Source organism: Staphylococcus caprae (assembly GCF_002902725.1).
GTDB classification, from domain to species: Bacteria; Bacillota; Bacilli; order Staphylococcales; family Staphylococcaceae; genus Staphylococcus; species Staphylococcus caprae.
The window spans coordinates 81386-106495 of record NZ_PPRT01000017.1; the positions used below are offsets into that span (position 1 = coordinate 81386).

Here is a 25110-nt window from a genome sequence, read left to right on the forward strand (position 1 = left end):
TTAACTTTCCTTTCTTCTAATTTGAGTTATAAAGAATCCATCTGAGTCAAAATCTTGAGGGAGTATTTGTAGTGTATTGACTTCCTTTCCAGTAACAGGGTGTTGGAAAGGTTCAAATTCAAACTCTTCATTTTGCTTTAAAAATGTATAAATTACATTTTCATTTTCCATTTGTTCTATTGTACATGTAGAATACACAATTGTTCCACCAGGTTTGATATTACGTTTAATATTCTCTAATATTTGTAACTGCAATTCAACAAGTGATTGGATACTTTCTTTCGATTGTGTATATTTTATTTCAGGTTTATGTCTTAATACACCTAAACCACTACATGGTGCATCAACAAGTATCTTGTCATATGTCCGAGTATACGGTTCAGTTGCATCATGTTGAAATGCGCTAATATTATCTAATTTTAATTTTTTAATATTAAAGTTAATTAAATCGATTTTATGAGTGTGGATATCTGTAGCATCAACATGACCTTCAGGCGATAATATTTCCGCCATATGACACGCCTTACCACCGGGCGCACTGCATGCATCTAAAACAACATCATTTCTACCTAAATTCATGATATGAGCAACCATCATAGAACTTTTATCTTGAATAGAAACATAGCCATCTTTAAATGCTCTTGAATTGATAATAGGTTGACCAGTGATATGAAGACAGAACGGTAATATTTCATCTTTCTCTACTTTAAATCCTTCTTTTTCTAATTCAGCAACAATTGAATCAACTGAACCTCGAGAAATATTCACTCTAACGGTCGTCTTTACTGGTTCTAAAAATGATTGCGCAATCGCTTCTGTTGTTTCAATACCATGGTGCGTTACCCAATGATCAACTATCCATTTAGGAATGCTATATTCAATAGCAATACGTTTCTTGTCGTCTTTAATTTCATCAAATTGAGGCAACTCACTTCTCATGATTGAACGTAATATCCCATTAACAACATTGCCGTTGTGAAAGCCACCTCTATGTTTTGCAATATCTACTGCTTCATTGATAATGGCATGATTAGGAACTTTATCCAAATAAACATATTGATATATACTCATCCATAATAGTTGTCGCATCCAACCTTTAATTTTAGTTTTGACAAAAGGTTTCAAGACATAATCTAATGTATACTTTCTTTTAATAGTTCCATAAACAAGTTCTGTATATAAATTCCTATCCACTGTTGAAATCTCATTTGAAGAAAGGACTTCGTTAATTTTTAAATTACTATATGCGCCATCATTGAGAACCTGTTGAATGGTATCAAAGGCATATCCTCTTACTGTATTCATCATATCAGTTGCTTCCCTACTAAGGACTCTTGAACACCACTTAAATAGTTAGCAACAGGCATACGTTTTTTACCAGCAAGTTGAATTTCTGTCAAAGCAATCGCGTCATCTGTTCCTGTTCCAATGATCATTGCTTTCTTTGTTGTGTCAATAATAGTTCCAGGTGTCCCTTTTTTATTTTTTATTACGTGAGCTGCATAAAGTTTAAGATTTTTATCGTCCATCGTCGTATAAGCCACTGGCCATGGTGATAATCCACGAATATGATTGTGGATGGCTTGTGCACTTTGATTCCAATCAATTCGCTCGTCTTCCCTACTTATATTTGATGCAAATGTTGCTTGAGTTCCGTCTTGAGGGATGCTTTCATTTGTACCATTGATAATAGAAGGAAGCGTATCTTTAAGTAAATCGGCACCAAGAAAGCTTAATTTATCATGCATTGTTCCAACGTTATCTTCTTCTTCAATACTTATAGCTTTTTGAGAAATAATATTACCCGCGTCGAGTTTTTTTACCATATACATAATTGTGATACCTGTTTCCTTTTCACCATCAATAATAGCCTGATGAATAGGCGCCCCGCCACGATATTTAGGAAGAAGTGAGGCGTGGACATTAATCGCTCCTAAACGTGGTGATTCAAGAAGTGATTCGGGAAGTAATTGGCCAAATGCAGCTGTGACAATTAAATCAGCCTCAAGATTTAATAATTCATCAAGTTCTGAAGACCCTTTTAATTTTTCAGGTTGATAAACTGGAATATTATGTTCAACAGCCACCTTTTTTACAGGGGGTGGTGTTAGTAATTTTTTACGTCCTACTGGGCGGTCAGGTTGCGTCACTACTGCAATGACCTCATGTTCAGCAATTAACATTTCTAATACTTTAGTTGAAAAGTCAGGTGTTCCCATAAAGATAATCTTACTCATTTTCAAAATATGCCTCCACTTCATCTTCATTTAATAAACGATTTGCTTTCTCAGTAAAAAGGATACCATTCAAATGATCTATCATATGTAGAATCATACGAGCCACATCATCGTAAGCAGTCAGTTCAACTTGATTGCCATTAACATCAGAACTTTGTATCACAATCATTTTACTTCTATTAACTTCACCAAACGTATTTGGTAGCGTAATTGAACCTTCTAAATCAGTAATCATTTCATCTGACTGACTTTGGACTACAGGATTTATCAATTGAAGAAGACCATCCATCTCCATATCAATTAATGCCACACGTTGATTAACATTAATTTGAGGCGCACATATAGCGACTGCTTCTTCCGCATACAATGTATCCTCTAAATCCTTTAGTAACAGGCTTAAGTTTTCATCAAATTCGGTAACAGGTGCTATTTCTTTTTTTAATATTGGATGTGATGATTTAACCAATTTCTTTCTTGTCATGATTATGGCTCCTCATTAAAATTCATCATATCATTATAACTTACTTGTATTGAAATTGCGACCTTTCTTAGGAGTGTCTTTATAGATATTTTAAATTATGCAACTTTAGACTGAAATTTATTATTGTGAAAGTGAATTAATTGATTTTAATTTTGTAAATAATAGAATATTAAGTAAGGAAACAAGTTACTAAACATAGCAAACAGAGGTGAATATAATGGAAGTAAATAAAGTGATTTATATTTTATTAGCAGTATTTTTAGGTAGCTTTGGTATTCATAAATTTTACGCTGGCAAATCATTCCAAGGAATTATGCACATTTTATTCTGTTGGACAGCTATCCCTCATATCTTAGCTATAATTAGTGCAATATTAACACTATTTAGACCAGCAGATGAAAATGGTAATGTAACAATGTAAGAATATTAAACAAAGTGGCGTCTCAATTTTTAAAGTTGGTACGTCACTTTTATATTATTATGAAATTATTTTAAAAATTGTAAGATTAAAGTGATTAAGCTTAATACAGATGGTATAGTTAGACCTAATAAAAACCTTGATGTTTTGATTTTATTTTGCTCAATTTCTTGTTTAAATAAATGAAGCGCATTTTCAATCTTAAAATCAATATTTACAGATTGGTTTTCTATTTCTTTTTTTAATTCTTTTGTAGTAAGTGTTAATCGTTCAAACTTTTTATTTCCAACCTCAAACTTTTGATTCATTTCCTGACGTAGTGATGTGAACTTCTGGTCCATTTTTTGGTCCATCAATGTGAACTTCTGGTCCACAACTTCAAACTTTTTATCCATTTTTTGGTCCATCATTATGAATTTCTGATCCACAGCTTCAAATTTTTTGTCCATTTTTTGATTCATCGAAGCGAACTTCTGGTCCACGGCTTCAAACTTTTTATCCATTTTTTGGTCCATCATTGTGAATTTCTGGTCTACACCTTCAAACTTTTTGTCCATTTTTTGATTCAGCGAAGCCAACTTCAGGTCCACGCCTTCAAACTTTTTGTCCATTTTTTGATCCATCAATGTGAACTTTCTATTATTAATTTCAAACTTTCGATTTAGGTCTTTATGTGCCAACCCGAAATTGTAATCCACAACTTCAAACCTTTTGTCCATTTTTTGGTCTAGATACGTGAATTTATTCTCCAATTTTTCAAGTTTGTTATCTATATTTTGATTCATAAACATAAACTTATTGTTCATCTCTTTATTAAGCCTATCAAAGCGAAATGTTATGTGGTTATTCATTTCCTTAAATCTTTGATCAACTTGATTAAATCTTTGATCAACATTTTTAACTTTCAGATTTACATTTTCAAATCTACTATTTAGATATTCTTTAAACTCTTCATAAGAATTTGGCAAAATTTGTGTTTTTTGCATGGTATTTACCTCCATTAATAAAATTTTAGATGCTGATGACTTGATGCTTGAGTAACTATTTATTTTATTAAGGGAATATTAAACATAGTGTTTTGGTGAAATTACACCCTATTAATATTCAAATTATACCACGTTGTAAAAATTTATAATAGTATATTTTTTTGTTTATATAAAAAACCTGCTCAATTAAGAGCAGGTTTGATTACTACATTACATCATCATTTGGGGGTTAATATCGATTTTTAAAGATAATTTCTCTTTTACGTATTGTTCATGATAATAATCATCTAAATATTGTAGTGCATGATGTAACTGTGGTTCTCTTTTATACTTCACTAAAATTTGAAAACGATATTCGTTATTAATACGTGCTAATGCCGCAGGAGAAGGCCCTAGAACTAAAGCTTTATCGGTCAAATGTTGTAATAAAATCTGGTGGATATGTTTGGAAGCTTCCATCACTTTTTTCATTTCTTTATGAGAAATTGTAAAATTAATTAAGAAATAATATGGTGGATATTTACCCAATTTACGATAATTCATTTCTTTTTGATAAAAAGTAAGGTAATCATTTAATTTAACATCTTCAATCGCATAATGATCAGGATTATAAGTTTGTATAATTACCTGTCCTTCTTTCTCATGACGTCCAGCTCGACCTGAAACTTGTGTTAAAAGTTGATAAGTCCGTTCGCTAGCTCTAAAATCAGGTAAATTAAGCATTGTGTCCGCATTTAATACACCTACAAGTGTGATGTTAGGATAATCTAAACCTTTTGCAATCATTTGTGTTCCTAATAAAATATCTCCGTTTCCCGCTTCAAATTCATTTAATAATTTCTCATGTGCACCTTTTCTAGACGTTGTATCAACATCCATACGTATAATTCTTGATTCTGGAAATTCTTGTTGCAATAATTCCTCGACACGTTGCGTACCTGTCCCAACTTGTCTTATGTGGTCACCTTCACAGTTAGGGCAAATATTCGGAGGTGTTTCTTGGTACCCACAATAATGGCATTTTAGTTGATCCGTCGTTTTATGATAAGTCAAAGAAATATCACAGTTCGGGCATTGCGGTACATAACCACAATCCCTACATAACATAAAGGAAGCATAACCTCTTCGATTAAGAAACAAAACAATTTGTTCTTGTTTGTCTAAACGATCTTGAATTGCATTTCTAAGTTCATTAGAGAACATAGAGCGATTTCCTTCACTTAACTCTTCACGCATATCTAATATATCAATGTGTGGTAACGCTTGATTATTCACCCGATTTGGTAAAGATAATAATTCATAAACATCTTTCTCTGCTCTAGCATAAGATTCTAAGCTAGGCGTTGCACTTCCAAGTATTACCGGACATTGATGATATTGACTTCGCCACTTGGCTATATCTCTCGCATGATATCTTGGATAGTCTTCTTGTTTATATGTAGATTCGTGTTCTTCATCAATAATGATGATTCCTAAATTTTTAAAAGGCGCAAACACACTTGAACGCGCACCAACACTCACACGAGCACGACCATCTCGAATTTTCTGCCATTCATCATAACGTTCCCCGTTTGACAAACCTGAGTGAAGTACGGCGACATCATCTCCAAATCGGCGTTTAAACCTTAATACCATTTGAGGGGTTAAAGCAATTTCTGGTACTAACATCATTGCTTCTTTACCTTTATTCAAAACTGTTTCAATCGTTTGTAAATAGATTTCAGTTTTACCTGAACCTGTCACCCCATGTAGTAAAAATGTTCTCGCTTCTTCATTATCGATTTTATTTTTTACTGCATCATACGCTTGTTGTTGATCTTGAGTTAAATCTCTTTTTTCTTCTTGTTCAAATATACGATTTGCAAAAGGATCACGATGAACTTCAGCATCATATTTTTCTACATATCCTTTTTTAATCAGGGCATCTAAACTTGATTTAGAAAAACCCATCTCTTCTATCTCTTTCAAAAACACCGTACGATGAGATTCTTCTAATAAAAACGCATATAAATCATACTGTTTTGCGTACTTCTCAAGTAAACTTAATACATCATCACCATTATAATCCTCTATAACCGCTACAGCTCTTTGCGTTTTCTTTTTAATATTTTGAGATAATATCGTTACTTCTTGAACAAGATTTTCTTTCATTAGCGTAAACATATCATTTAAATCATCATTTTGTTGTGCATCTTTATATAAATAGCGACCATCTTTATTAAACTTTTTTAATATTGATTCGGATATATCACTACCTTTTATCACTTCAAATGCTTTACTATACTTTGCTTTAATTGCACTCGGCAACATCGCTTCTAACACAGAAATACGTTTAGTAACGTGATAGTGGCTCATCCACTCACTCAACTTTATTAATTCAGCTGTAAGTTCAGGCTGAATGTCCTGAACTTCTTTAATCTCTTTAAGTTTTGTGATTTCAACACCTTGGTCTGGTTCATTTTGAATGTCCATGACATAACCTTGAATTGTCCGAGGCCCAAATGGAACTATCACTCGTACACCGATTTGTATTCCATCTTCTAAGCGTTGCGGTACAATATAATCGAATTTGAAATCAACACTTTTGGATGGTATATCAACAATTACTTTTGCAATCATTATTGCCACCTAGTTTCTAATTCTTCTAATATTTGTTTCGCTATTTCTACTTTTTTACCTTTCTTAATATTTATCATATCTTTATTTTTAAAATGCATTGTTAATTCATTATCATCAGAACTAAATCCGATAGACTGGTCTCCTACATTATTAGAAATAATGACATCTGCATTTTTACGTGCCAATTTATCTTGTGCATAGGCTTCAATGTTTTGTGTCTCAGCAGCGAAACCGACCAAGTATTGATGTCGCTTATTGTCACCTAAATATTTTAAAATATCCTCTGTACGTTTGAATGTGACAGATAATTCTCCTTCTTGCTTTTTCATCTTATGTTGAAGCACATCTGTAGGAGTATAATCCGAAACAGCTGCTGCTTTAAAGACAATATCCTGTTCTGCATATCTTTCCTTAACAGCGTTAAACATATCTTCAGCGCTTTGAACGTGTATCACTTGCATGCCACTAGGATCTGACAATTGAGTAGGTCCAGTAATTAAGATTACATTCGCACCTTTATCTCTTAAAGCTTCAGCAATTGCAAAGCCCATTTTCCCTGAAGAACGATTTGACACATATCGTACCGGATCAATGACTTCAACCGTTGGTCCTGCTGTCACTAGTGCTTTTTTTCCTGAAAATGAACTCTTAGATTTCACCTCTTTATTATCGAAAAATTGATGAATCACAGACACAATTTGCAAAGGCTCTTCCATTCTGCCTTTAGCTACATAGCCACATGCTAAATAACCATCTCCAGGTTCTATAAAGTGATAGCCATCTCCTTTTAAAACAGCAATGTTATTTTGCGTACGAGGATTCTCATACATATGAACGTTCATTGCTGGTGCTACAAATTTAGGAGTTTCTGTAGCTAATAAAGTAGAAGTAATCATATCATCAGCGATGCCTACACTTAATTTAGCAATAGTATTTGCAGTTGCAGGTGCAATAATGATTGCATCTGCCCAGTCTCCTAATGAGACATGTTGAATCTCTTGAGGTGTTTCTTCCTTGAACGTATTTGTATAAACAGGATTTCTACTAATTGCTTGGAAAGCAAGTGGTGTTACAAATTCTTGTGCATTATCAGAAAGCATGACTCTTACTTCGTAACCAGCTTGAGTGAGCTTACTTGTTAAATCAATTGCTTTGTAGGCTGCGATACCCCCGGTTACAGCTAATAAAATATGTTTCATGTTTAAATCTCCCTTGATACTATACTTAAAAACATACATTTCACTACTTAGAATTTAAAATTCTTGTTCATTTAGTGCGTAATAACGTACTTTAAATTTAATTTAATTATACACAAATGAGTTTCATTATTAAAAAAACACACCTTATTCAATTTATGGATCACATATCTAAAACATGTGTCCTCAATAAGGTGTGTCAAAATAATAAGTTGAAAATATCAATCTTAACCTAAATACTCTTCAGGTATAACAGGAACGATTTTACCGTCAGCGATTTCTTCTAAAGCTCTACCTACAGGTTTAGCTGAATGATAGTTTTCTAAAAGTGCTGTTTCGTGTTTTTCATCTAATTCACGTGCTCTTTTAGCAGCAGTTGTCGCAATAAGATATTTAGAATTAATTTTAGCAGTAAGTTGATTTAACGGTGGATTTAACATTATTTTTTTGCCTCCAATAACATTTTTCTATATTTAGCTTCGATACGTTCTCTTTTCAAGTGTTCAGCTTCTACGATAGACTGAATTCGATTCTTTGCAAGTTCAACTTCATCGTTGACTACTACGTAATCGTATAAATTCATCATTTCTACTTCTTTGCGCGCTTCATTAACACGGCTTTGAATCTTCTCATCTGATTCAGTACCTCTTCCAACTAAGCGCTCTCTTAAGTCGTCAAGACTTGGCGGAGCAAGGAAGATGAACAATGCATCAGGGAATTTCTTTCTAACTTGCTTTGCGCCTTCAACTTCAATTTCTAGGAACACATCATGACCTTGATCCATAGTATCTTTCACATATTGAACTGGTGTACCATAATAGTTTCCAACGTACTCCGCAAATTCAATAAATTGATCGTCCTTAATTAACGCTTCAAATTCTTCTTTCGTTTTGAAAAAGTAATCTACACCATCAACTTCACCTTCGCGCATGTTACGAGTTGTCATTGATATAGAATACTTATATGAAGTAGTGGGATCATCAAAAATCTTTTTTCTTACAGTTCCTTTACCAACACCAGAAGGACCTGAAAGAACAATTAGCAATCCTTTTTCATTATCCATGCCTTACGACCTCTCTAAGCTATTCTTCTATTATTTAAATATAATATCATACCAAACTAATGAATGTATAGAGTCACTTAATGATGTTAATCATTTAGTGACTCTTAATGCATTAACTTTAGTTAATGTAATCCTTTTAATTTTCTGAAAGATAATTAGTACTCCTTAATGCATTAACTTTGGTTAATGTAAACCTTAAAAATTGATGTTAATCATTTAGTGACTCTTAATGCATTAACTTTAGTTAATGTAATCCTTTTATTTTAAAAAACAGCATACTTATATCAATACTTTAACAATGACCATACTGTTTACGCATGTTACAATATGATGAATGAAAAATTTTAAGGTGGCAGATAGTTATGGCATACGATGGCTTATTTACTAAAAAGATGATCGAATCACTACAAGATATAGTTTCAGGTCGCATTCATAAAATTAATCAACCAGAAAACGATACAATAATTATTGTAGTACGACAAAATCGTAAAAATCATCAGTTACTTTTATCTATACATCCAAGCTTTTCAAGATTACAAATTACTAATAAAAAATATGACAACCCATTTGACCCACCTATGTTTGCACGTGTGTTTCGTAAACATCTTGAAGGTGGCTTTATACAAAATATACGGCAAGTCGGTAATGACCGTCGTGTAGAAATAGACGTTCAAAGTAAGGACGAAATTGGCGATACAATGTATCGAACAATTATTTTAGAAATCATGGGTAAACACAGTAATCTTATACTAGTGGATGAAAATCGCAAAATCATAGAAGGTTTTAAACATCTCACACCAAATACAAATCAATATCGTACTGTAATGCCCGGTTTTGAATATGAAGCTCCACCAAGCCAAAATAAATTAAATCCATATGAGGTTTCAGGTCAAGAAGCATTAAAATATATTGATTTTAATTCAGGTAAAATTTCAAAACAATTATTAAATACATTTGAAGGTTTTAGTCCGCTTATAACAAATGAAATAGTAAGTCGTCGACAATTTATGACACAAGACACGTTGCCTGAAGCTTATGATGAAGTGATGGCAGAAACGCTATTAGCGCCAGTTCCCCTTTTCCATAAGAATCATGAAACAGGTAAAGAAGATTTCTATTTTATGAAACTCAATCAATTTTACGATGATATAGTACAGTATGATTCTCTTAATGATTTACTCGATCGTTATTATGATGCTCGAGGAGAGCGCGAACGTGTCAAACAACGTGCCAATGATTTAGTAAGATTTGTGCAACAGCAACTACAGAAACAGCAAAATAAATTAAGCAAACTGATAGACGAATACGAAAGCGCTAAAGATAAAGAAACTCAGCAACTTTATGGCGAACTTATTACAGCGAATATATATCGAATTAAACAAGGCGATGAGTCGGTAACAGCATTAAATTACTACACGGGAGAAGAAGTTACAATTCCCCTTAACCCAACTAAATCTCCATCAGTCAACGCACAGTATTATTACAAACAATATAATCGTCTTAAAACACGTGAACACGAACTTGATCATCAAATTCAATTAACAAAAGAAAACATTGATTATTTTTCTAATATTGAACAACAACTAGATCATATTACTGTTGATGACATAGATGATATTCGTGACGAATTAGCTGATCAAGGCTTTATGAAACAACGTAAAAATCATAAAAAGAAGAAAAATGCTCAAATCCAATTGCAAATGTATCGTTCAAGTGAAGGCGACACAATTTTAGTAGGTAAAAATAATAAGCAAAATGATTATTTAACCAATAAAAAAGCTCAAAAATCTCACATTTGGTTCCATACTAAAGATATACCAGGTTCTCACGTTGTCATATTAAATAATCATCCGAGTGAAGAGACAATCAAAGAAGCCGCAATGATAGCGGGTTACTTTTCTAAAGCTGGAAATTCAGGTCAAATACCAGTTGACTATACAGAAATTAGAAATGTTCATAAACCTTCAGGTGCAAAACCAGGCTTTGTAACATATGATAATCAAAAAACGTTATACGCAACGCCTGATTATGACAAAATTCAACAAATGAAAGAATCATAAAAAAATAAATTCCGTATGGCTCTGTCATAGTGTGCCATACGGAATTTTTTAAATTGCTGATTTATTCTGGTAATGCGAGTTGGAAGCTTACGCCAAATTTATCTTGTACCCACGCAAATTCTCTAAATGGTGGCATCTCTGTTTTAGGCATTAAGATAGCGCCTTCCTTTTTCAAGCCACTAAATAAGCGTTCCATTTCCATCGCATCCTTAACAGTGACATATAATGACATCGCAGGATTCATAGGTAACTCTTCTCCATTATTAGCGTCTATCGCCATGAAAACTTGTCCATTCAATGTAAATATGGAATGTTGAACTGATCCAGGCGTACCTGGACCATCTTCATCATATTTCACCATAGTTAATATTTCGCTATCTTCAAATAAACTTGTATATAGATGAATTGCTTCTTCAGCTTGATCATTAAACATTAGAAATGTAGTAATTTTAGGTATTTCCACTTTGTATCTCCCCTAGTTTATATATTTTAATTACTTTACCAATTTAAGTATCTCGTATATTATTTTAACATGATAACTCTTACAATGTAGAATATCGTAAAGCTACAACGCAAATTTTAAAATCTATAATAGAATCACTACAGTTATATCAATTAATTTAATTCTTTCATCACATATTAAATATAGAAACATTTCATAAGGAGGCATGATTTACTATGATTATTCACTATGGTTTACCTTTATTAATTTTATTAATTGTCTTACTCATTGGTTGGTTACTGATTAAAGTCTTTATCCGATAATTGTGAGTAGGACAGAAATATTATTTATCTCAATTATTTTCATTGTTCTGCCTTCAGCTTGTATAATCTGCAGAATTTCTTAAAATAATTCTCTATACTAGCGCTCAGACAGCAAGAATGGCTAGGACCGAGAGAATCTTTATATAAATTCACGTTCAATTCAGACATCTACTGCCAATATATCAAAGGAGACTGAGATATCATTTTTATCTCAGCCTCCTTTTTAATTTCTATTTACTTTTATAATTGACCTTTATGACGTAAATTTTCTTTAGCACGTTTAAATATATCACCTGAGTGCGTAAAAGCATCATCATCTATTGATTTAGATTCAGAGAAATTTTGGATGCTTTCATCCACACTTTTTACAGTTTTCGGGGTTCTATAATCATCTTGTCTCTCTAAAAATTCATTACAATGTTTCATAATGATGTACATGTGATTATTATCATTGTTATGAGCCATTTACTTTCCCCCTTTATATAAACATATATTATGCTAAATTGTCTCTCCAATCAACTAAAGTCTGAATATCTTCTTCAGAAATTTTCCCTTCTTCTCTAGCAACCTCAATCAATTCATTATAATTACTTAAAGTATAGAAAGGTATACCCGCTTCTTTAAATACATCGTCTGCTTTTTTCAATCCATATGTGAAAATGGCTACAACACCTAATACATCAGCGCCTGCGTCTTTTAAAGCTTCAACAGCTGTAACTGAAGAACCACCTGTGGAAATTAAATCCTCAATTACAACGACTTTTTTACCTTCACTTTTTGCACCTTCAATTTGGTTTTGCTTACCATGGCTTTTACTTTTCGAACGTACATAGTTCATAGGTAATTCCATTTTTTCAGAAAGATACGCAGCATGAGGAATACCTGCAGTCGCTGTTCCTGAGACAATTTCCACTTCAGAAAAATGTTTCTCTATCAAGCGAGCTAATCCATCTCTAATCGCATTACGAACTAAAGGATAACCTAACGTGATACGATTATCACAATAAATTGGGGATTTAATCCCAGAACTCCATGTATATAAATCATTAGGAGATAATGAGACCGCTTCTATATCTAATAAAGCTTTTGCAATTTCTTTAGCCATTTAACCTAACCAACTTTCTTTGATATTTTGATAGCTTGATACTGGATCATCACTTTGAGTAATAGGTCTGCCAACCACAATGTGTGTAGAACCTAAGACTTTAGCATCTTCCGGGGTTGTGATACGTTGTTGATCATTTTGCGCAGCACCTTTAGGTCTAATTCCGGGCGTTACTTTCATAAATTCAGGACCTAACTCCTGTGAAATTAATTCTGCTTCAAGCGGCGAGCACACGACACCATCCAACCCAGCTTTATGTGTAAGGCGTGCATAATGAAGTACTGCTTCTTCAATACTAGTTTGAATATTCTGTTCCTCAAGTAATTGCGCTTCTGTTGTTGAAGTCAATTGTGTCACTGCAATAATTTTAGTGTCAGGGTTATATTTTCTCAAACCTTTTTTAGCCTCTTCCATCATTTTCAATCCACCAGCAGCATGGACGTTGACCAAATCCACATCTAAACGTGCCAAGCCTTCCATTGCTTTACTGACTGTATTAGGAATATCATGCAATTTTAAATCTAGAAAAATATCATGCCCTCTCTTCTTAAGAGATTGAATAAATTCAGGTCCAGTTTGATAAAACAATTCCATACCAATTTTGACACATAACTCTTCGTCGAATTGATCTAAAAATGTATTAACTTCTTTAGCAGATTTAAAATCTAACGCGATGATTGGTAAATTTCTCATTTAAATTGCTCCTTCAATCGCTCATTCTTTAACGTTACATGTTTCTCATTGTAAACGTCATACTTTCAATCACATTAGTTAATGCGCTTGCAGTATCTAATGAAGTTAAACAAGGCACCCCATTTTCAACAGTCGTACGACGAATTTGGAAACCATCACGTTCAACTTCTTTACCTTTAGTCATTGTATTAATAACAATTTGAACTTCACCATTTTGTATTCGAGTGAGTAAGTCATCCTCGCCACCAATTTTTCCTACAACTTCAACAGGAATATCATTTGATTTAAGTTTGTCTGCAGTACCTTTAGTAGCTAAGATTTTATAACCTACTTCATTTAAGCGATGTGCAATTTTCACAATTTCATCTTTGTCTTTGTCACTTACTGTCATCAATACAGTACCATGATCTTTAACTTCTACACCGCTACCTGTAAGCCCTTTGAATAGCGCCTTTTCAAGAGTAAGGTCTTTACCCATCACTTCACCAGTAGATTTCATTTCAGGTCCAAGCGTTATGTCCACATTCTTCAACTTATTAAAACTGAATACCGGAGCCTTAACAAAGACACCTTCTGAGTAAGGTTGGATACCTTGTTGATAGCCTAATTGGTCAAGTTTCTCACCCATGATTGAACGCATAGCAAGTTGTGCCATTTGAATGTCAGTAATCTTACTTAAGAATGGTACTGTACGACTTGAACGAGGATTAACCTCTAACACATATACACCATCATGTGCGATGACAAATTGGATGTTAATTAAACCAATAATGTTTAAACCTTTGGCTAATTTAATCGTGTAATCTTCAAGTGTATCGATTTCTTCTTGTGTCAGTGTTTGTGGTGGATAAACGGCAATTGAGTCACCACTATGCACACCTGCACGTTCAATATGTTCCATGATACCAGGTATGATGACTGTGTCCCCATCGCAAATAGCGTCTACTTCAATTTCTTTACCAGTTAAATAACGGTCAACGAGAACTGGATGTTCAGGGCTTGCTTTTACCGCTTGCGTCATATAATTTTCCAATTCTTGGTCGTTATCAACGATTTCCATTGCACGTCCGCCTAATACATATGATGGACGAACAACGACTGGATAACCGATTTCACGTGCATTTTCAAGTGCTTCTTTAGGTGATGTTGATGTTTTACCTTGTGGTTGTGGAACATCAATTTGTCGTAATAGCGCTTCAAATTCTTTTCTATCTTCAGCTCTATTTAAATCTTCTAATGATGTTCCTAAGATTTGAACGCCGTGTTTCGCAAGTTTATCAGCTAAATTAATCGCTGTTTGACCGCCGAATTGCACAACGACACCCTTAGGTTGTTCTAAATTAATGATATTCATGACATCTTCTTCAGTTAATGGTTCAAAGTATAATTTATCTGAGATTGAAAAGTCAGTTGAAACTGTCTCAGGGTTATTATTTACAATAATAGCTTCGTAGCCGGCCTCTTGTATCGCCCAAACAGCATGTACAGTGGCATAGTCGAATTCTACCCCTTGTCCAATTCGAATTGGTCCAGAACCTAATACAAGTATTTTTTCTTTTTCAGTCACGATTGATTCATTTTCAGTTTCATAAGTTCCGTAATAATAAGGTGTTGTAGATTCAAATTCTGCCGCACATGTGTCAACCATTTTATACACTGGTTTAATGTCATTTTTCACACGTAATTGGTAAACCTCTTCTTCGTTCATATCCCAACGATGCGCGATGACTCTATCACTAAAGCCATAATCTTTCGCATATTTAAGATACTCTAAATCGCCTTGATGTTCTTTTAATTCATGTTCGATATTAATAATATTTTGGAATTTATTTAAGAAAAAGTAATCGATTTTAGTCATTTCATGAATTTCTTCTAAAGTCGTACCTCTACGAATGGCTTCGCCAATAAAGAATAAACGTTCATCATCTTGATGACCAATACGTTCTTTAATGTAATCTAAATCAAAGCTTTCTCCATTTGGTAAACCGAGGTGATGAACACCATACTCTAGAGAACGAATCGCTTTTAATAATGACTCTTCATATGTACGTCCGATGGCCATAACTTCACCAGTGGCTTTCATTTGCGTACCTAACTCACGTTCACCCTTTTCAAATTTATCGAATGGGAAACGTGGAATCTTAGAGATTACATAATCTAACGTCGGCTCAAAGGCTGCATATGATGTACCAGTTATCGGGTTCAACATCTCATCTAAAGTTAAACCTACAGCAATTTTAGCTGCTAATTTCGCAATAGGATAACCTGTTGCCTTAGAAGCTAAAGCTGAAGAACGTGACACACGAGGGTTTACTTCAATAATATAATAATTTAAAGAATGTGGATCTAGCGCAAGTTGGACGTTACATCCTCCTTCAATACCTAAAGCACGAATCACTTTCAACGATACATCACGTAGCATTTGATATTCTACATCTGACAATGTTTGGCTAGGTGCAACTACAATCGAATCACCTGTATGTATACCAACTGGGTCAATATTTTCCATATTACATACGACTATTGCGTTATCATTTTTATCACGCATCACTTCATATTCAATTTCTTTAAAGCCTGCGATATATTTTTCAATTAAACATTGTGTGGCTGGACTATAATGTAATCCGTTACTTACTACTTCCTTTAAGTCAGCATCATTGTAACAGATACCGCCACCAGTACCGCCCATAGTGAACGCAGGTCGTACGATTAATGGATATCCCACTTGTTCTTTAAATTCAAAGGCTTGTTCTACTGTATTAACAATATCACTTTCAGGTACTGGTACATTTAAATCATTCATTAATGTTCTGAACATTTCACGGTCTTCCGCTTGTTGAATTGATTCTAGTTCTGTTCCTAAAAGTTTGACATTATTAGCAGCGAGCACGCCACTATCATGTAGTTGTATCGCCATATTTAAGCCGGTTTGACCACCTAATGTAGGTAGCAATGCATCTGGTTGTTCTTTTCGAATGATTCGAGCAATAAAGTCATGTGTTAATGGTTCAATGTAGACTTTATCTGCGATTTCTTTGTCAGTCATAATGGTTGCAGGGTTGGAGTTCACTAAGATAACTCGATACCCCTCTTCTTTTAAAGCAAGACATGCTTGTGTACCTGCATAGTCAAACTCTGCAGCTTGACCAATAATAATCGGTCCAGAACCTACTACTAAAATTGTTTGAATATCATCGCGTTTAGGCATTTAAATGACGCTCCTTTTCTTTGAACTCATTCATCATTGTTATAAACTCATCGAATAAATAGTTTGAATCACTTGGTCCCGGTCTTGCTTCAGGGTGATATTGAACTGAAAATGCAGGTAATTGTTTATGTCTTAATCCTTCAACAGTTCCATCATTAAGTGCAATGTGTGTCACTTCTAAATCAGTATCTTTAAGTGAATCACGGTCGATAGAGTAGCCGTGGTTTTGACTTGTAATATCAACTTTACCTGTTCGCAAATCTTTAACAGGATGATTGGCACCACGATGTCCGAACTTCATTTTGAAGGAAGTGGCGCCTTGAGATAATGCGAAAAGTTGATGTCCTAAACAAATACCGAAGAAAGGAATTTTGCCTAAAATACCATTAATCATTTCGATTGCGACTTCAACTTCATCGGGATCTCCAGGACCATTTGATAACATGACGCCATCTGGAGACATACCTAAAATTTCTTCTGCAGTCGTATTATAAGGCACCACCGTTACGTTACAACCACGCATATTTAATTCACGAACAATGTTTTGTTTCTTACCAAAGTCGAGCAATACGACGCTTAAATCTGAACCTGTTGAAACATAAGGTGTCTTCGTTGATACTGTTTGAACTTCATCTCTAGGTAGTTCAGCAGTTTTTAAATGTTCAACAAGTGCATGAATGTCATCTTTATTGTCTGTAAATCCAGCTCTTAACACACCATGTTGGCGAATCTTACGTGTGATACTTCTTGTATCCACTCCAGAAATGCCAGGAATATGATATTGAACAAGTACTTCGTGTAATGTTTTTTGATGTCTGAAATTGCTAGGATGTGTGCTTGCTTCTTTCACTACTACACCATTCAATGTCGGTGTTAAAGATTCGAAATCATCACGGTTAATACCGTAGTTTCCAATTAATGGATATGTAAATGTGATGATTTGACCTGTATATGAGGGGTCAGAAATTGTTTCCTGATACCCCGTCATTGCAGTATTAAATACGATTTCACCTATTGTTAAATCATCAGAACCTAGGCGATATCCTTCATAATAAGAGCCATCTTCCAGTACAAGATAACGTTTTTCAAGCATCTATTTGTCCTCCTCAAATACTACTTCACCTTTAACCATTGTTAATATTGGATTACCGTATACTTTACGACCAATAAATGGCGTATTATCAGCTTTAGATAAGAAATCTTCACTTTTGATTTCTTTTTCACTATTTAAGTCAATAATTGTTAAATCTGCATAGCTATCTTTATGCAATTTACCGTAATTTAAATTGAAAATTGTCGCCGGTTTAATTGTGAAATAATCGACTAATTGTTGAAGTGACCAGTTACCTCTTCTTACAAAATGAGTGTAAAGTAATGGGAATGCTGTTTCACTTCCGACAATACCAAATGGCGCTTGTGTCATTGGTTGATCTTTTTCTTCTTTTGCATGAGGCGCATGGTCAGTAGCAATACAATCAATTGTGCCATCTAATAAACCTTCTAATAATGCTTCTCTATCTTCTTTACTTCTTAAAGGTGGATTCATTTTATAATTCGCATCGTCACCTGGTACATCATTTTCAGTTAAAAGTAAGTGATGTGGAGTGACTTCGGCAGTTACATGGATGCCTGCTTTCTTAGCATCTCTAATCACACGCACACTTTCTTTAGTTGAAACATGACATACATGGTAATGGCAACCTGTCGCTTCAGCTAATAACACATCTCTTGCAATTTGAACTGACTCCGCAATGTTAGGAATGCCTGGGATACCTAGTTCTTCACTACGTTTACCTTTATGCATTGCTCCACCATAAATTAAACTATTATCTTCACAATGGGCTACAATTGGTTTCTTAACTCGAGCTGCTTGTTTCATAGCCGCGTACATCATGCTAGCTTGTTGAACCCCTACACCATCGTCAGTAAATGCAAAGACGCCTTCAAGTGCTAACTCTTTAAAGTCTACAAGTTCTTTACCTGCTTGTCTTTTAGTGATAGACGCGTAAGGTAACACACGCACTTTAGCTGTCTCAGAAATTCGTTCTCTTAATTCTTTAACATGCTCAACTGAGTCTGGTACTGGTCTAGTATTAGGCATTGGGCATATAGTAGTAAACCCACCTCTAGCTGCTGCTTTCGTACCAGTTTCAATTGTTTCTTTGTGTTCCCCACCTGGTTCACGTAAATGAACATGCACGTCAACAAATCCTGGTGCGATTAAATTACCTTTAGCATCAATCACTTCAATATTTGGTGATGATGAATTGATTTTACTACTAATTGTTTTAATACGTTTACCATCAATTAAAATCTCAGTATCTTTTAAGATTCCATTTCTTAAGATCTTTCCATTTTTGATTAATTTCATATTAAAAATAACCCCTTCCTATTTTAAAAGCGCGCTTATGACTGCCATTCTTAAATACATACCATTTTCCATTTGTTTAAAAATACGAGATTTAGGAGCTTCTACTAAATCACTCTTTATTTCAACTCCCCGATTCACTGGAGCAGGATGCATAACAATGGCTTCCTCTTTTAATTTATCATATCTTGCCTGAGTTAACCCATATTGTTGATGATATTCTTCAGCAGCAAAATTTGCTTCACCTGCAATACCGTGTCTTTCATGTTGAACTCTAAGTAACATGACGATGTCCACTTGTTCAATCACATCATCAATATTAACGTATGGTGCCTCTAATGTATCATCTACCCATTCTTCAGGACTAGAGAACATTACATTTGCACCTAGTGCTCTCAAACTATGATAATTACTTCTTGCGACACGTGAATTCTTAATATCTCCACAAATTAAAATATTTAAATTATCAAAAGAACCATATTCTTCATAAATCGTCATAATATCTAGCAAACTTTGAGTAGGATGTTGTCCGCTTCCGTCTCCTCCATTTGCAACTGGAATGTTTAAATTTTCTAATTCCTCATAATACGCATTTTGTGAGTGACGAATGACTAATAAATCCACACCAATACTTTCTAAAGTTTTACAAGTATCGTATAAGGATTCTCCTTTTTTAACAGAAGAGGTACTAGTCTCGAAACTGATAAGGTTTAATCCTAGTTTTTTTTCAGCTACCTCGAAACTACATTTTGTTCTTGTTGAATTCTCGAAGAATAAGTTAGACACATACTTATCGTTGAATTGAGGTAATGCTTCTTCTCCTGATTTATATTTGCTAGCTGTAGTGATTAAATCATAAATTTCCTCTGTTGATAGGTGTTCCATTGATAATAAATTTTTCATAAAGCGCCCTCCTAATGGATTAAATCTTAATTTTCTTCTTTTTTATCTTTTGGCAAAATTAAATTTAAAATAATTCCAGAAAGTGCGGATAGTGCCATACCTTCAATTTGCAAATTAACGCCGATTCCTTTTAAATTAATCAGTAAATTTCCAATACCTACTACAAGAACTACGGAAGCGATAACTAAGTTACGGTTATTTGAAAAATCAACGTTACTTTCAACTATCATTCGTAAACCACTTGCTGCAATAATTCCAAAGAGTAAGATTGACACACCTCCCATAACAGGTGTAGGAATGGATGAAATCAATGCTGTAAATTTACCTATGAATGCAAGCACGATGGCAATAACTGCTGCACCACCAATGACATAGATACTATAAATTTTAGTGATGGCGAGTACGCCGATATTTTCACCGTAAGTTGTACTTGGCGGTCCACCAATAATACTTGCGAACATAGTTGAAATACCATCACCAATAATTGATTTATCTAACCCAGGATCTTTGAAAAAGTTACGACCAACAATCTTATTAATCACCATCTGATGTCCGATATGTTCACTTACTGTAACGAATACCACCGGAATCATGACGAGTACCAATCCTAAATGGAAGGATGGCGTATAATCTTTAAATGGTAAATAAATATGTGGAAAATCTAACCACTTAGCTTGAGCGATGGGTGCGAATTTAACTAAGCCCATAAATATAGAGACGATATAACCTACAATGATTCCAATCAATACAGGTATGAGTGATAAAAATCCTTTAAAGAAGCCTTGTACCACGATTGTGACAATCAACGTAATCATTGCTACAAGTAAATAACTTAAATTATAACCTTTCATATCTGCAGAATTCTCAAACATTGCCATATTAACAGCTGTCGGAGCCAAACTTAATCCGATAACCATAATGACTGGTCCTACTACAACAGGTGGTAACAAATGCATTAACCAACCTGTGCCACTTAATCTAATGAATAATCCGATGATGACGTACATCAATCCACTCATAAATAACGCTACGAGCATGTCACCTAAACTATGCGTACTTAAACCTGTAATAATCGGTGTGATAAAGGCAAAACTTGAACCTAAATAAGCGGGTATCTTTGCTCTAGTTATCAATATGTAAATCAGCGTGCCAATACCTGACGCAAGTAATGCTGCTGATATAGGTAGATGCGTTAAGAATGGTACTAATACGGTTGAACCAAACATCGCAAATAAGTGTTGTAAACTTAAGAATGCCCATTGTGTTGGTTTTGGTTTGTCTCTGACATCAAGCACCGGTTTAACGGTACGCTCAAACATTTGTTCATTTTCCATGTTCTTCATTTCCTTTCATAAAAAAATCTCTTTACATCAGTGAATGCAAAGAGACTAAAGCGAAATGGATATATAGCGAATTGTTCATTCGCCCACCACATTTCTAATGAAGTATTCCGTTAAGCATGTATTAAATAACGTTTCATTTGTTGATGCTTACATCATTTATTTACCGTTACTTAACTTATTAACTTCACCTTTTTCAGTCTCTCGTACTGCTTTAAAAGGGATATTATTCAATTATGACTGCATTTTGATCATCAATTTCATCTAAATAAACTGAAACGGATTCATCTCGTGCAGTTGGTATATTCTTTCCTACAAAATCTGCTCGAATAGGTAGTTCTCGATGCCCTCGATCGACGAGTGTTGCAAGTCCAATTTTGACCGGCCGAGAATGTAAGAGTATAGCGTCTAGTGAAGCTCTCACAGTACGCCCCGTATATAACACATCATCAACAATGACCACAACTTTATCCGTAATATCTACATCGATATCAAAAGCTTTGATGTCTGATTGCTGTGAGACATTGTCGATATCGTCACGAAAATGTGTGATATCAATAGTTCCAGTTGGCACAACTTGTTGCTCAATAGAATGTATCTTATCTTGAATGCGATTTGCTAAAAATGCCCCTCGCGTTTTTATACCTAGAAGCACTAAATTATCAGTGCCCTTGTTATACTCTAAAATCTCATGTGCGATTCGAGTGATAGTACGTTGTATTGCAGCTTCATCTAAAATGACTCGTTGTGACATCGTTTCACCTCTTTTAAAATGTGAAAAAACCCCATATCTTTAATAAAGACATGAGGTTAAGGTTACACTTAAAGAAATTAAATAACTTATCGTTAATGAAATTTCTTTATATATAGTTACAGAATTTCGCTGAGATTGAATACAGTTGGTTGTATTCTATAACGAAATCCCTTTAAATGTATACTTATTCCTAATTATCATGTCTTCGAAGCCTCTCTGGACTTTCAATTAAAGACTACGCTTTTCTATATTTAAACTGTTATAAGTTTAAAGCTTTTTAAGAAATAAGTCAATACATTCTCTAAAACGATTAGAATAAGCGCACATTAATTTAAAAATTGGCAATAAAATCTAAATATGTGTATCAATGGCGTTTCTAATGGCAAAAGAATACATGTGAATGAAAGTATACGATAAATAAAAATGGCTTAAGACAATTTCTAATTTGAAACCATCTTAAACCATTTATTTACATTTATGCATCTCTTCGTCGAATATCTTCTAATAAATCTTTAAATTCTTTTGGTAATTCTGAACTTCTTTCAATGTATTCATGAGTGACTGGATGTTCGAATCCAATTACACCTGCATGTAAGGCTTGTCCACCGATATCTAATGTTTTCTTAGGACCATATTTAGGGTCTCCAACAAGTGGGAAACCTATATATTTCATGTGCACACGAATTTGATGTGTACGGCCAGTTTCTAATTCACATTCAATTAATGTATAATCTTTAAAATGTTCTAATACATTAAAGTGTGTGACCGCATCTTTGCCATCGTCTACAATAGCCATTGCTTGACGATCATTTTTATTTCGACCTATTGGTGCATCTACAGTACCATAGTCATGCGGAATATTCCCATGTACTAAAGCTGTATATTTACGTTTAACAGTTTTATCCATGAGTTGCTCAACTAAACCACGATGCGCAATATCATTCTTAGCAACCATTAATAAACCTGATGTATCTTTATCAATTCGATGCACAATACCTGGACGAATTTCACCATTAATTCCTGATAAATCTTTAATTTGATACATCAAACCGTTTACCAATGTACCTGTGTAATGACCTGGTGAAGGATGAACTACCATACCTTTAGGTTTATACACAATCGCCACGTCTTCGTCTTCATAATAGATATCTAAGTTTAAATCTTCTGGTTGAATATCCGCTTCTACGACTTCCTTTTCCGTGACAATAATATGATCATTCAATTTAACTTTATAATTGGATTTAATCACTTTATCATTTACTTTAACTAAATCTTCTTTAATCCAATCTTGAAGTTGACTACGTGACCACTCATCATTCATTTCAGATAATAGTTTATCTATACGTTGACCGACTTGACTTTCATCGGTAATCTTAAATTCATATGTTTCCAAGTGTGAACCTCCTTATCCCTTTTTAGTGGTATCTTTCAATAGTGCAATAATGACAAAAATCACACCTATCGTTAAACTAGAATCTGCTATATTAAAAATAGGAAAATCATATCCAAAAATATATGTATCTATAAAATCGACAACCTCACCATTAAAAACGCGATCGATAAAGTTACCTAATGCACCTGCAAATAATAAACTAATTGCAACTTGCATAAATAAATTATATTTAGCTTCTTTAATATAAAACAGCACGAGAACGACTAAAATAACTAAAGTGATAATGTAAAAAAATCCCATTTTACCACTCAAGATTCCCCAAGCAGCTCCGTTGTTTCTATGTGAAGTAATATTTAAAAAATGAGGAATTACTTCATAGGAATCACCTATTTTCATTAAAGTAGCTATGATCCATTTTGAAACCTGGTCAAAAATAATGATTAAAATTGCTATAAGAAGTGAGATTCCAATATAATATTTCTTTTTCATTCATGTGCCTCCATTCAATACAACGTCCCTTTTTGACAACACCTAATATTATATCCTACTCAATGGTATAAAAAAAGGTAATGGGCCAGAAATATAATTCTGAAAAATTAATTTTGTCGTCCCACCTTTTCATGGATAAAGTTATCAGGGAAGCCTATGATTTCAGTGCTTATATTCATTGTTCTGTGATGCGATTAAATCTGAAATATAAACCATCTGGCCCTTTTAAATCCTTGTGTGTAGTTTCTGGATAATGGAAATCTATCATCGCCAAACCGTAAGTATTCTCATTATCTACGCGTTTTGTCCCAGATAACCATTGATTCATTGCTAATTGATTATAGTAATGATTTGAAGCTAAAAATAGAGAATAATCATCCATGTATGCTGATTCCTCTAAACCAAAATAATTAAGATAGTATGATTTAATTTCTGAAATTCTAATCGTCTTGAGATGCAAGGAGCCTAATTTGGCCTCATCTGGTATACCTTGCCATCCTTCGTCAGAAACTTCTTTTAATAATCTAGGCACATTGACAGGAATAATATCCATTTTCACTCTGTGGTCTTCATCATAATTCCAAAATTCAAAATCATGATCAACATAAAATTTTAATGAATTACCCTCTGGATCTTCAATAAACAATGCTGTACCTACACTTTGCTCCCCACCATTTACAGGTATTTCAAAATCACTTAATTGTACTAATAAATCAGCTAGTGAAGATAGCTCTGGTAACAAGATTCCTATATGAAACAGCCCAGCTTCAGACATTAAAGGTTCTCTTCCATTATGAATTTCATTAAATGTAATATATTGATTCGCATGGCCAACTTCATATTGAACAGTCGTCATAGATTCGTTAACAAGATTAAATCCTAAAACTTCTTCATAAAATGCCTTAATCACTTGCTTATCTTTTATATTTATTGTTACACCATTAACAAAATGTGCATCTTTACTATGAAACATCCTACTATCCTCTCAATTTCCAATCACTCTTTATATGTAAAACAATGACTTCACTATTA

General features: G+C 33.9%; 23 protein-coding genes. 2 read left to right on the plus strand and 21 right to left on the minus strand.

Features of this window, described 5'->3' with window-relative positions:
- The 3 genes from rsmB to CD155_RS03380 are packed head-to-tail and all read right to left on the minus strand — an operon-like array spanning position 1 to position 2718.
- Positions 1-1308, minus strand: a complete 1308-nt coding sequence (rsmB, locus tag CD155_RS03370) for a 16S rRNA (cytosine(967)-C(5))-methyltransferase RsmB (protein ID WP_103212510.1) — start codon at positions 1306-1308, stop codon at positions 1-3.
- Positions 1305-2237 carry a methionyl-tRNA formyltransferase gene (gene fmt / locus CD155_RS03375; RefSeq protein ID WP_070873270.1) on the minus strand — a complete coding sequence of 311 codons (933 nt, stop codon included), beginning with the start codon at positions 2235-2237 and terminating at the stop codon, positions 1305-1307. Before fmt ends, rsmB begins: the two co-directional genes overlap by 4 nt.
- Positions 2230-2718, minus strand: a complete 489-nt coding sequence (locus CD155_RS03380) for a peptide deformylase (RefSeq protein ID WP_103212511.1) — start codon at positions 2716-2718, stop codon at positions 2230-2232. The genes fmt and CD155_RS03380 overlap by 8 nt, the downstream gene beginning before the upstream one ends.
- Before the next feature lie 217 nt (positions 2719-2935).
- On the opposite strand from CD155_RS03380, the gene CD155_RS03385 reads away from it, so the two are divergent.
- Entirely contained in the window at positions 2936-3139 is a 204-nt protein-coding gene (locus tag CD155_RS03385) for a TM2 domain-containing protein (RefSeq protein WP_002442481.1), read from the plus strand.
- Positions 3140-3204: 65 nt separating this feature from the next.
- Here the strand turns inward: CD155_RS03385 and CD155_RS03390 are convergent, their stop codons facing one another.
- The 5 genes from CD155_RS03390 to gmk all read right to left on the minus strand — a co-directional run bounded on the left by CD155_RS03390 (position 3205) and on the right by gmk (position 9000).
- The gene (locus tag CD155_RS03390) at positions 3205-4122 is read right to left on the minus strand and encodes a hypothetical protein (RefSeq protein WP_103212512.1); all 918 of its coding nucleotides are present in this window, start codon (positions 4120-4122) and stop codon (positions 3205-3207) included.
- 210 nt (positions 4123-4332) lie between these two features.
- Positions 4333-6741, minus strand: a complete 2409-nt coding sequence (gene priA, locus CD155_RS03395) for a primosomal protein N' (protein WP_103212513.1) — start codon at positions 6739-6741, stop codon at positions 4333-4335.
- Positions 6741-7979 carry a bifunctional phosphopantothenoylcysteine decarboxylase/phosphopantothenate--cysteine ligase CoaBC gene (gene coaBC / locus CD155_RS03400; protein WP_502243658.1) on the minus strand — a complete coding sequence of 413 codons (1239 nt, stop codon included), beginning with the start codon at positions 7977-7979 and terminating at the stop codon, positions 6741-6743. Before coaBC ends, priA begins: the two co-directional genes overlap by 1 nt.
- A gap of 185 nt (positions 7980-8164) precedes the next feature.
- Entirely contained in the window at positions 8165-8377 is a 213-nt protein-coding gene (gene rpoZ / locus CD155_RS03405) for a DNA-directed RNA polymerase subunit omega (protein WP_002442473.1), read from the minus strand.
- The gene (gmk, locus tag CD155_RS03410; protein ID WP_002442471.1) at positions 8377-9000 is read right to left on the minus strand and encodes a guanylate kinase; all 624 of its coding nucleotides are present in this window, start codon (positions 8998-9000) and stop codon (positions 8377-8379) included. Before gmk ends, rpoZ begins: the two co-directional genes overlap by 1 nt.
- Before the next feature lie 362 nt (positions 9001-9362).
- On the opposite strand from gmk, the gene CD155_RS03415 reads away from it, so the two are divergent.
- Positions 9363-11060, plus strand: coding sequence for an Rqc2 family fibronectin-binding protein (locus CD155_RS03415; protein WP_103212515.1), 1698 nt, complete (start codon positions 9363-9365; stop codon positions 11058-11060).
- Between the two features lie 61 nt (positions 11061-11121).
- Here CD155_RS03415 and CD155_RS03420 read toward each other — a convergent pair whose 3' ends face one another.
- From CD155_RS03420 to CD155_RS03480, 13 genes are all read right to left on the minus strand, one after another.
- A complete protein-coding gene (locus CD155_RS03420; RefSeq protein ID WP_070831690.1) occupies positions 11122-11523 on the minus strand; it encodes a VOC family protein in 402 nt (133 codons plus the stop codon).
- A 542-nt stretch (positions 11524-12065) separates the two neighbouring features.
- Positions 12066-12290, minus strand: coding sequence for a hypothetical protein (locus CD155_RS03425; RefSeq protein WP_044466288.1), 225 nt, complete (start codon positions 12288-12290; stop codon positions 12066-12068).
- A gap of 28 nt (positions 12291-12318) precedes the next feature.
- A complete protein-coding gene (pyrE, locus tag CD155_RS03430) occupies positions 12319-12930 on the minus strand; it encodes an orotate phosphoribosyltransferase (protein ID WP_070831692.1) in 612 nt (203 codons plus the stop codon).
- Positions 12931-13623: an orotidine-5'-phosphate decarboxylase gene (pyrF, locus tag CD155_RS03435; RefSeq protein ID WP_103212516.1), complete on the minus strand. Its 693-nt coding sequence runs from the start codon at positions 13621-13623 to the stop codon at positions 12931-12933.
- 34 nt (positions 13624-13657) lie between these two features.
- Complete coding sequence (gene carB / locus CD155_RS03440; RefSeq protein WP_103212517.1) at positions 13658-16831, minus strand: carbamoyl-phosphate synthase large subunit; 3174 nt, start codon at positions 16829-16831, stop codon at positions 13658-13660.
- Positions 16824-17924, minus strand: a complete 1101-nt coding sequence (locus tag CD155_RS03445; RefSeq protein WP_002442458.1) for a carbamoyl phosphate synthase small subunit — start codon at positions 17922-17924, stop codon at positions 16824-16826. Before CD155_RS03445 ends, carB begins: the two co-directional genes overlap by 8 nt.
- A complete protein-coding gene (gene pyrC, locus CD155_RS03450; RefSeq protein WP_002442456.1) occupies positions 17925-19202 on the minus strand; it encodes a dihydroorotase in 1278 nt (425 codons plus the stop codon).
- Positions 19203-19220: 18 nt separating this feature from the next.
- Positions 19221-20102 carry an aspartate carbamoyltransferase catalytic subunit gene (locus CD155_RS03455; RefSeq protein WP_002442454.1) on the minus strand — a complete coding sequence of 294 codons (882 nt, stop codon included), beginning with the start codon at positions 20100-20102 and terminating at the stop codon, positions 19221-19223.
- Between the two features lie 26 nt (positions 20103-20128).
- On the minus strand, positions 20129-21436 hold the full coding sequence (locus CD155_RS03460) for a uracil-xanthine permease family protein (RefSeq protein WP_002442452.1): 1308 nt from the start codon (positions 21434-21436) through the stop codon (positions 20129-20131).
- Positions 21437-21668: 232 nt separating this feature from the next.
- A complete protein-coding gene (gene pyrR, locus CD155_RS03465; protein WP_070872793.1) occupies positions 21669-22196 on the minus strand; it encodes a bifunctional pyr operon transcriptional regulator/uracil phosphoribosyltransferase PyrR in 528 nt (175 codons plus the stop codon).
- Between the two features lie 475 nt (positions 22197-22671).
- Entirely contained in the window at positions 22672-23589 is a 918-nt protein-coding gene (locus tag CD155_RS03470; RefSeq protein ID WP_002442448.1) for an RluA family pseudouridine synthase, read from the minus strand.
- A gap of 12 nt (positions 23590-23601) precedes the next feature.
- Positions 23602-24078 carry a signal peptidase II gene (gene lspA, locus CD155_RS03475; protein WP_103212518.1) on the minus strand — a complete coding sequence of 159 codons (477 nt, stop codon included), beginning with the start codon at positions 24076-24078 and terminating at the stop codon, positions 23602-23604.
- 175 nt (positions 24079-24253) lie between these two features.
- The gene (locus tag CD155_RS03480; RefSeq protein WP_103212519.1) at positions 24254-25051 is read right to left on the minus strand and encodes a VOC family protein; all 798 of its coding nucleotides are present in this window, start codon (positions 25049-25051) and stop codon (positions 24254-24256) included.
- Positions 25052-25110 lie beyond the last annotated feature (59 nt).

What these genes read in the sequence shown, in the direction of transcription:
- rsmB (WP_103212510.1), bottom strand. Translation starts at nt 1,308, where the DNA reads ATGATGAATACAGTAAGAGGATATGCCTTTGATACCATTCAACAGGTT.
- fmt (WP_070873270.1), bottom strand. Translation starts at nt 2,237, where the DNA reads ATGAGTAAGATTATCTTTATGGGAACACCTGACTTTTCAACTAAAGTA.
- CD155_RS03380 (WP_103212511.1), bottom strand. Translation starts at nt 2,718, where the DNA reads ATGACAAGAAAGAAATTGGTTAAATCATCACATCCAATATTAAAAAAA.
- CD155_RS03385 (WP_002442481.1), top strand. Translation starts at nt 2,936, where the DNA reads ATGGAAGTAAATAAAGTGATTTATATTTTATTAGCAGTATTTTTAGGT.
- CD155_RS03390 (WP_103212512.1), bottom strand. Translation starts at nt 4,122, where the DNA reads ATGCAAAAAACACAAATTTTGCCAAATTCTTATGAAGAGTTTAAAGAA.
- priA (WP_103212513.1), bottom strand. Translation starts at nt 6,741, where the DNA reads ATGATTGCAAAAGTAATTGTTGATATACCATCCAAAAGTGTTGATTTC.
- coaBC (WP_502243658.1), bottom strand. Translation starts at nt 7,979, where the DNA reads ATGTATGTTTTTAAGTATAGTATCAAGGGAGATTTAAACATGAAACAT.
- rpoZ (WP_002442473.1), bottom strand. Translation starts at nt 8,377, where the DNA reads ATGTTAAATCCACCGTTAAATCAACTTACTGCTAAAATTAATTCTAAA.
- gmk (WP_002442471.1), bottom strand. Translation starts at nt 9,000, where the DNA reads ATGGATAATGAAAAAGGATTGCTAATTGTTCTTTCAGGTCCTTCTGGT.
- CD155_RS03415 (WP_103212515.1), top strand. Translation starts at nt 9,363, where the DNA reads ATGGCATACGATGGCTTATTTACTAAAAAGATGATCGAATCACTACAA.
- CD155_RS03425 (WP_044466288.1), bottom strand. Translation starts at nt 12,290, where the DNA reads ATGGCTCATAACAATGATAATAATCACATGTACATCATTATGAAACAT.
- pyrE (WP_070831692.1), bottom strand. Translation starts at nt 12,930, where the DNA reads ATGGCTAAAGAAATTGCAAAAGCTTTATTAGATATAGAAGCGGTCTCA.
- pyrF (WP_103212516.1), bottom strand. Translation starts at nt 13,623, where the DNA reads ATGAGAAATTTACCAATCATCGCGTTAGATTTTAAATCTGCTAAAGAA.
- carB (WP_103212517.1), bottom strand. Translation starts at nt 16,831, where the DNA reads ATGCCTAAACGCGATGATATTCAAACAATTTTAGTAGTAGGTTCTGGA.
- CD155_RS03445 (WP_002442458.1), bottom strand. Translation starts at nt 17,924, where the DNA reads ATGCTTGAAAAACGTTATCTTGTACTGGAAGATGGCTCTTATTATGAA.
- pyrC (WP_002442456.1), bottom strand. Translation starts at nt 19,202, where the DNA reads ATGAAATTAATCAAAAATGGAAAGATCTTAAGAAATGGAATCTTAAAA.
- CD155_RS03455 (WP_002442454.1), bottom strand. Translation starts at nt 20,102, where the DNA reads ATGAAAAATTTATTATCAATGGAACACCTATCAACAGAGGAAATTTAT.
- CD155_RS03460 (WP_002442452.1), bottom strand. Translation starts at nt 21,436, where the DNA reads ATGGAAAATGAACAAATGTTTGAGCGTACCGTTAAACCGGTGCTTGAT.
- pyrR (WP_070872793.1), bottom strand. Translation starts at nt 22,196, where the DNA reads ATGTCACAACGAGTCATTTTAGATGAAGCTGCAATACAACGTACTATC.
- lspA (WP_103212518.1), bottom strand. Translation starts at nt 24,078, where the DNA reads ATGAAAAAGAAATATTATATTGGAATCTCACTTCTTATAGCAATTTTA.
- CD155_RS03480 (WP_103212519.1), bottom strand. Translation starts at nt 25,051, where the DNA reads ATGTTTCATAGTAAAGATGCACATTTTGTTAATGGTGTAACAATAAAT.